The following is a 7,417-nucleotide window of genomic DNA, read 5'->3' as shown; positions in this document are numbered from 1 at the left end:
CCCTACGTCTCTGTAGGGCGCCCGCGGTCGTATGCGTGCGTGCGGTCGTACATGCATGCGTGCGCCTGCGGGGTCCAACCGCCCCCGCAGCTCGTGGCGTCCAGCCGCCCGCTGGGGGCCGGTGCCGCCGACCGGGTGGCCGGCGGCGAACGCCCTCAGCCGTTCAGCGGCGGACGGGGGCCCGGATTCCGCGGCGCGTCGTCCCTGATGACCTCTCCCTGGACCACCCGTCCGTCGGGGCGGTGCATCCGGGCCTGCTGGAAGGCGTCGCCCAGGGTGCCCGGGGCTGCCGCGCGCATCCTGCGGTCGATGGCCCGCTCGGTGCGGGCGCTGAGCGCCTTCTGCACCGGAGGGATCAGCAGGAGGAGGCCCAGGGCGTCCGAGATCAGCCCAGGAAGCATCAGCAGGAGCCCGCCGAGCATCATCGGGCCGTTTCCGCCGCTCGGACCGTCAGCGGGCGCCACGCCGCTCTGCTGCTGTTGCAGCGTCTCGCTCAGATTGCGGAAGGCCCGGCGTCCGGCCCGCTTGATCACGACCGCGCCCAGCACGAAACCGGCGACGATCAGCAGGAACACCGTCCCACCGCCCGCCACGCCCGCGACCACGGTCAGCAGCCAGATCTCCAGCACCAGCCAGGCGGCAACGCCCAGCGGCAGGAAAGTCCGCAGCCGGGAGCGCCGCGGCCGCGCGGGGTAGGTGGGAGTCGAAGCGCCAGTCGTCATGCTCCCAGTGTGCCTGGGAGCGGCTCAGCGCGAGATAAGGGAATGATCAACAACGCCCGGGGATGCGGCCGGTCAGGTGGTCTTGCGCCCCAGGACCCGGCCGACGCGCTCGCCCACGCCCCAGGTGGTGACCCGCCACAGGGCCTCCACAAGGATGTCGCGGCTCATCTTGGAGTCGCCGAGCTCCCGCTCGACGAAGGTGATGGGCACCTCGACGACGTGATAGCCCGCCTTGACGGCGCGCCGGGCCAGGTCGACCTGGAAGCAGTAGCCCTGGGAGGCGACCTCGCCGAGGCCGAGGCCCTCGAGGGTCTCGGCGCGGAAGGCGCGGTAGCCGCCGGTGACGTCCCGGATCGGCACATCGAGCAGGACGCGCGAGTACATGCTGCCGCCGCGGGAGATGAACTCGCGGGACTTGGGCCAGTTCACGACCCGGCCGCCGGGTACCCAGCGGGAGCCGAGCACCAGGTCGGCGCCCTTGAGCGCGGTCAGCAGCCGGGGCAGTTCCTCGGGCTGGTGCGAGCCGTCGGCGTCCATCTCGATCAGGACGCCGTAGCCGTGCTCCAGGCCCCAGCGGAAGCCCGCCAGATAGGCGGCGCCCAGGCCTTCCTTGCCCTTGCGGTGCAGCACCTGGACGTGATCGTCCTCCACGGCCAGCTCGTCGGCGAGCTTGCCCGTACCGTCGGGGCTGTTGTCGTCGGCCACGAGAACATGCGCTTCGGGTACGGCGGACCGCACCCGGGCGACGATCTTCTTGATGTTCTCCGCCTCGTTGTAGGTCGGGATGATCACCAAGGCCGTGCCGAGGGGGCCGAACTGCCTACCCTGGACTTCTGCCGCGAGGGTCCCGTCGCCGTCGTTCACTACTGCCCCTTCAAGTCCGTACGCAGGGGACCACCATAGTGGCCACAGCCTGCGTTGCCGCGTCGGCGCGTACGTGTGCGGGGTGTCGATTCCCCAAGAGTCGGGTAAGAGGGCGCGCCGGTCCACAGCCGGCCGTGAGTGGGCTGCGGATCGGGGCCCGGCGCCCTTCGGGCCGACCAGGGACCCGCTGGCTGCGGGCCGACCGAAAGCCGTTGTCTACTGAGCGTCCGGGCCCCACCCGGGTCACACCTTCCCCCACGCTCTGTGGGGAGCGGGGAGGGACCGATCCGGCCGGAACGTTCCCTCGCCCCGTGGCGCGGGCGCTGGGCCTGGCTCCCAGTGGTGGTGCGCCGGTGCGGCACACCACCCCTGACCCAGCGGCGCTTCGGCGACGGCGCGGAAGTTCCCCGGTCGGACGTCCGGTGGTGGACCCGGCAGAACCTACCCGTCCTCAGCCGTCGGCTGTCAACAGCCGTGTGAGCTGTGGGTTTTCCCTCAACTGCCTGGTCAGTGCCGAGGATGCGCAGGTCGCGCCCCGCGGCGGCACACCATGATCGGCAGCGCGCCACCCCGGGACATCACTCCTCCGGCCGTACGAATACCGTCCGGCCGCCCACGACGGTGCGCAGGCAGACGGGGAGGTCATGACCCGGCGTCAGGTCGGGCAGCCCGGGTGTGCCGGAGCGGGGGTCCGTGGACCAGCGGGCGACGCGGTCGTCGGGGGCCTGGACGACCAGCTCCGCGGTGCGCCACACGGCGTAGTCCGCCGGGGCGCCCGGCACCAGGACACCCGCGTCGTCCCGTCCGATCGCGCGCCATCCGCCGCGCGTATGCGCCGTGAACGCGGCGCGTACGGACACCCGGTGCTCGGGGGTGCGGTGGAAGGCGGCGGCACGGACAGTGCCCCACGGGTCGAGCGGGGTGACGGGGCTGTCGGAGCCGAGGGCGAGCGGGACGCCGGAGCGCAGCAGGGCCGCGAACGGATTGAGGGCGCGGGCCCGTTCGGCGCCCAGGCGCTGGGCGTACATGCCGTCCGCGCCACCCCACAGCGCGTCGAAGGCGGGCTGCACCGAGGCGGTGAGACCGAGTTCGGCGAAGGCGGCGATGGTCTCGGGGGTGAGCATCTCGGCGTGCTCGACGCGGTGGCGGGCGGCGCGGACGCGGGCCGGGCCGGTCTTCTCGGCGGCGGCGCGGACGCCCTCGACCACGGAGGTCACCGCGGCGTCCCCGATGGCGTGGAAGCCCGCCTGGAGTCCCGCCTCGGTGCACGCGACGACATGCGCGGCGACGGCGTCGGCGTCCAGGTAGGCGGTGCCGGTGTGGCCGGCGTCGGCGTACGGCTCGTGCAGACAGGCCGTGTGGGAGCCGAGGGCGCCGTCGACGAAGAGGTCGCCCGCCGCGCCGATCGCGCCCAGGGCCCGTACCTTCTCGATGTCCTGCTCGGCCCAGTAGCCCACGACCCGGGGGCCCGTCTCCTCGGCGGCGAGGCGCAGCAGCCCGGTGAAGTCGTCCTCGGAGGAGATCTCCGGGCCCGCGCACTCGTGCACCGAGCCGATGCCCAGTGAGGCGGCGTGTGCGAGCGCGGCGCGCTGGGCCTCGGTCCGCTGCCCGGCGGTGACGGCCCCGAGGGCGGCGGCCCGTACGGCGTGGTGGGCGTCGCGGGTCAGCGGGCCGTCCACGTACCCGGCACGGCCGGTGATGCCGGGCACCAGGTCGAGCAGGGCCGTGGTGACGACGGCCGAGTGGACGTCGATCCGGGAGAGGTACAGCGGCCGGCCGCCGGTGGCCTCGTCGAGTTCGGCGCGTGTCGGGGGGCGTCCGCCGGGCCAGCGGGCCGCGTCCCAGCCGTGCCCGAGCAGGACGCGGGCGGCGGGGCGGGCGGCGGCGAAGTCGCGTACGAGCGCGAGGGCCGCCTCCAGGGAGGGGGCGTCCGACAGGTCGAGGCCGGTGAGCGCGAGTCCGGTGGACGTGGTGTGCACGTGGGCGTCCGTGAACGCCGGGGTGACGAGCGCGCCTTCGAGGTCCACGACCTCGTCGACCCCGCTCGCGAAGGCGTCGGCCGCGCCTTCGGAGCCGACCCAGGCGACGTGCCCGCGTTCCACGACCATCGCGGTCGCGAAGGGATCGGCGGGACTGTGGACTTCTCCACCGCGCAGCAGCACGGTGTCCGACGGGGCGGCGCTCTCACTCATGGGGAACAGTCTCGCGCCTGAGATGGGCCTCCTCGCGCGCGGGGGCCGTGAAAAGGCGGCGGTCGCCGGCGCGGAGTACGCGCAGGGCTCAGATTCGCGGGGGCCGTGCCTCGTACGGGGTGGAGAGCACCACGGTGGTACGCGTCGAGACGCCTGCGAGCGAGCGCAGCCGGGCGAGGAGCTCCTCCAGTTCGTGCGGGGTGGAGACCCGCACCTTGAGGATGTAGTTCTCGTCGCCCGCGACGCTGTGGCACGCCTCGATCTCGGGGACGCCGGCGAGCCGTTCCGCGATGTCGTCGGGCGAGCTGGGGTCGAACGGTTTCACCGAGATGAAGGCGGTCAGGGGCAGCCCGACGGACTCGGGATCGACGACCGCCGCGTAGCCACGGATGACACCGCGCTGCTCCAGCCGGCGCACTCGCTGGTGCACGGCCGACGTGGACAGGCCCGTGGCCTTGCCCAGGTCGGTGTAGCTCATCCGCCCGTCCTCGACGAGCAGCTGCACGATCTGTCGATCCAGCTCCTCCATGGCGCAAGAACCTACAGGGCCCTTGATCCCCCCGGATACCTCAGCGGCCCAGGTCATACCCGGTTCGTGATGTGCGCGAGAGCGGTCCCTGAGCCGTTCGGGGGACAAATCCGCCGGGCCGGGGCACCTGCGGACGGCATGTGACGAACGCCACAGTGTTCCGGCGGGGTCCGTGATGGTCTCGTGATTACCGCAGAGACCGGACGGGAAGTGCTTGCTGTGGTCGAGGTCGCAGTGCCTTGTCGGCCCACCTGAGGGGGAGTCCCATGCAGAGTCTCAAGCGCCCTGGTCGTACGACGCCCAAGAGGCAGCAGCTGATCGCCGAGCCCGAGCCGGAGGGTGTCGAACCGGACGCTCTCGACGACGAGGAGTTCGACGCGTACGACACCTTCGAGATGTACCGGGTGATCTGCCCGGACTGCGCGCAGCCCATCGCGCTCCTGGCGGACGAGGAGGTCCTGCCCGAGCACGCGCTGTGCGCCTCCCCGTGGAACCCCTTCGGGCTCACGGTCTGTGCCGGCACGGGGCGGGGCGCGGCAGACGCCCGGCCCGCCGACGAGTCCGTGGAGCCCCAGGAGCAGGACACGGCCCTTCTGCTGACGCTCCCCCAGGGGCTGAACTGGCGTACGCAGCCGTTCTCGCACGTCGGCGGACCGGGCTCGCGTCCCATGCGCGTCCCGGACATGCGGCGTCACGCCGCCTGAGTCAATCCCCGTAGCTGCCCTGCACCATGGCTCGCAGGCTGTCGTGGTGCAGGATCAGCGTGTCCGGATCCGCCGGGACGGCGACCTCGCCGAAGTGCACCTGGCGGTAGGCGACGCGCAGCATCACGATGGCCTGCCGCAGGGCCGCGTACAGGATGTAGAAGTCCATGTGCCGGGGCGTGTGGCCGGTGAGTCGGGCGTAGCGCCGCTCGACCGTGTCGCGGCGCAGGAAGTCCGGCAGGCCGGGCTGTCCGAGGCGCAGGGTGAGGTCCTGGAAGAAGCGGTGCAGATAGATCATCCAGCCGAGGTCGACCTCGCGCGGGGCGAGGGCCGCCATCTCCCAGTCAAGGACGGCCGCCGGTTCGAAGCCGTCGTAGATGATGTTTCCGATGCGCGCGTCGCCCCAGGTGAGCACGGACTCGCCGGTGTCCCGCGGCCACAGCTCCTCGAGCCGTTCGAAGGCGCTCTCGATGAGCGGAGAGCGTGACACCCCGTCAACCACCCATTGGTAGTAGGCGCGTTGGGACTCGACGTGGTCGCGCAGACCGCCCGGTCCCCACTGCCGGAAGAACGCGTCGCCACGCACGTCGAGCTGGTCGTGCAGTCGCGCGAGCAGCCCGATCGACGCCGTCTCCAGCCGCGTTCGCTCCTCGTCGCTCGCCGCGTGCAGCCAATTGCCCTCGTACGTATAGGGCATGACGTCGGGCGGTACGCGGCCGTCGACCCGCTCCATGACGAAGAACGGCGCCCCGAGCGGTCCGGGGTCCTCCTCCAGCCACAGCACCCGCGGGACGGGCACGTCGGTGCGCTCGGCGACCCGGCGCATCGTGCCGTACTGCCGGGGCAGGTCGTAGACCGGGAAGACGGTGTACGCGGCCGGATCCGCCGCGAGGCGCAACGCGCAGGCACGGAAGGGAGGTTCGGGGTGGTCGATGTCGAAGAGGAGGGTCTCGCTGGACATGCCGTTCGCCGCGGGGACCGTCACCTCGACGGCCTCGGCGCCGGGCAGGCGCGTGGCGAGCCAGGCGGTCAGCCGGTGGGCGATCTCCCGCGGGTCACGGGTGCTCGTACGGGGACGGGGTGCCGAGGTCATCCGGTGGCTCCTCTCAGGGCGCGACCGAGTCGAATCCGGTGAACCCGCTCGGGTCGTGGCGGCCGAACGAGCCGTGTTCGAAGATCCCGTGACCGGTCCGGCCGTCCAGCGTGAAGCGGGCCGCGTGATCGGTCACCCCGTACGCGGCGAGGGGATGACCGGCCGGGTCGGAGAGGTCGTAGCTGCGGCGGTCGGTCCAGTCGCGGCCGCGCCAGCTGCCGTGCTGCCAGTCGTCGGCGGGCGGATAGCCGGCGCCGACGGCGAGCGGGGAGGAGGTGAGCACCTCCACGCCCAGCTCCAGGGGCTTGCCGTCCAGCGGATGGGCGAGGTGGACGACGGCGGACTCGGGGTGCCGGGTCCCCGGGCGGTAAGTGATGTCCGTTCGGGGCCAGCCGAGTTGGAGGTCGCGCTCACCGGGGCGTACCAGCGTCGCGTCGTTCAGGGAGCGGTAGCCGTCCGCGTCCTCCTGGGTGACGATCATCAGGAAGCGGTCCTCGAAGCGGACGGGCGACCAGATCCAGTGGAACCCCTGCGTGGGGTGCTCGTCGGCCGACCGGCCGCCGTCCTCCCCCGGCAGCGGGCGCACACCCCAGCTGCGGTCCCGGGTGCCGGTCCACTCCCCCGCCGACAGGCGCAGTTCCTCGCCGCCGGCCCGGATCCAGCCGTCGCAGCCGCCCGCCTGCACGAAGCGCCTGCCCTCCAGGGTGAGCCGGTCGCCGCGCCGCTGGAGGTGGTGCGGTTCCCACAGGGCGGGGAAGTCCGCCGACCAGTTGATCTCGTACGACAGTCCGTCCGGGTCACCGGGATCGGCCGCGCAGGTCAGGACGAAGTCCTTCAGCGGGCGTTCGACCTGGATCCGGAGCGGGCCGACGGCCAGCTCCATCCGGGTGTCGTCACGCAGGGCGTCCGACGCCCGGACCGCGTACAGGGTGTCGCCCTGCCGCAGCGTCGCGTACGCGTCGATCACACCGACGTTCGGATACACCCCGAGGCCCAGGATCAGCAGCGCCCGGCCCTGGTGGTCGAAGACATGGAAGATGCAGCGGTCGTAGGCGTTCCGGTCCCCCGTCGCGAGGTGCTTCATGGACAGGGGCACCTGATGGATGGGGTACTCGTCGAGAGCTACGGGGCGGTCGTCGGGCACGGCAAGCCTCCCTGAACGCACGGCAGTTGACCTCACCGGGAGAGGCGCGGGCCCCCGACGGCGGAGTTGACGGTACGTCAGATGACGGCAAGGGACCAGAGCGAGTGCCCCGGGCGGCGGCCGGCGCGCACGCTGGGCGCGCCCCCCGTACGGGCTCGGAGTGAACAGA

Annotated in this window: 7 protein-coding genes; 1 reads left to right on the top strand and 6 read right to left on the bottom strand. The window is 72.4% G+C overall.

Annotated elements, in window-relative coordinates; translation table 11 throughout:
- Positions 1–155 precede the first annotated feature (155 nt).
- The 4 genes from fxsA to ACFVYF_RS36195 form a co-directional block, all read right to left on the bottom strand.
- On the bottom strand, positions 156–722 hold the full coding sequence (gene fxsA / locus ACFVYF_RS36210) for an FxsA family membrane protein (protein WP_389462291.1): 567 nt from the start codon (positions 720–722) through the stop codon (positions 156–158).
- 72 nt (positions 723–794) lie between these two features.
- Positions 795–1,586 carry a polyprenol monophosphomannose synthase gene (locus ACFVYF_RS36205; RefSeq protein ID WP_389462290.1) on the bottom strand — a complete coding sequence of 264 codons (792 nt, stop codon included), beginning with the start codon at positions 1,584–1,586 and terminating at the stop codon, positions 795–797.
- A gap of 578 nt (positions 1,587–2,164) precedes the next feature.
- Positions 2,165–3,778: an amidohydrolase gene (locus ACFVYF_RS36200; protein WP_389462289.1), complete on the bottom strand. Its 1,614-nt coding sequence runs from the start codon at positions 3,776–3,778 to the stop codon at positions 2,165–2,167.
- Positions 3,779–3,866: 88 nt separating this feature from the next.
- Positions 3,867–4,307, bottom strand: coding sequence for an Lrp/AsnC family transcriptional regulator (locus ACFVYF_RS36195; protein WP_389462288.1), 441 nt, complete (start codon positions 4,305–4,307; stop codon positions 3,867–3,869).
- Between the two features lie 266 nt (positions 4,308–4,573).
- Between ACFVYF_RS36195 and ACFVYF_RS36190 the strand changes: the two genes are divergently transcribed.
- Entirely contained in the window at positions 4,574–5,011 is a 438-nt protein-coding gene (locus ACFVYF_RS36190; protein WP_389462287.1) for a hypothetical protein, read from the top strand.
- Between the two features lies 1 nt (position 5,012).
- On the opposite strand, the gene ACFVYF_RS36185 is transcribed toward ACFVYF_RS36190, so the two are convergent.
- Positions 5,013–6,104, bottom strand: coding sequence for a phosphotransferase family protein (locus ACFVYF_RS36185; RefSeq protein WP_389462286.1), 1,092 nt, complete (start codon positions 6,102–6,104; stop codon positions 5,013–5,015).
- Between the two features lie 13 nt (positions 6,105–6,117).
- Positions 6,118–7,248: a hypothetical protein gene (locus tag ACFVYF_RS36180; protein ID WP_389462285.1), complete on the bottom strand. Its 1,131-nt coding sequence runs from the start codon at positions 7,246–7,248 to the stop codon at positions 6,118–6,120.
- Between the last annotated feature and the right edge of the window lie 169 nt (positions 7,249–7,417).

Origin of the sequence: Streptomyces sp. NPDC058274 (assembly GCF_042881375.1) — a bacterium.
Classification (GTDB): domain Bacteria; phylum Actinomycetota; class Actinomycetes; order Streptomycetales; family Streptomycetaceae; genus Streptomyces.
Note: the sequence above shows the minus strand (reverse complement) of the source record. Positions and strands in the feature narration are given on the sequence as shown.

Bases quoted from the DNA above. Each gene is read 5' to 3' on its own strand.
- fxsA (WP_389462291.1), bottom strand. From the start codon at position 722: ATGACGACTGGCGCTTCGACTCCCACCTACCCCGCGCGGCCGCGGCGC.
- ACFVYF_RS36200 (WP_389462289.1), bottom strand. From the start codon at position 3,778: ATGAGTGAGAGCGCCGCCCCGTCGGACACCGTGCTGCTGCGCGGTGGA.
- ACFVYF_RS36195 (WP_389462288.1), bottom strand. From the start codon at position 4,307: ATGGAGGAGCTGGATCGACAGATCGTGCAGCTGCTCGTCGAGGACGGG.
- ACFVYF_RS36190 (WP_389462287.1), top strand. From the start codon at position 4,574: ATGCAGAGTCTCAAGCGCCCTGGTCGTACGACGCCCAAGAGGCAGCAG.
- ACFVYF_RS36185 (WP_389462286.1), bottom strand. From the start codon at position 6,104: ATGACCTCGGCACCCCGTCCCCGTACGAGCACCCGTGACCCGCGGGAG.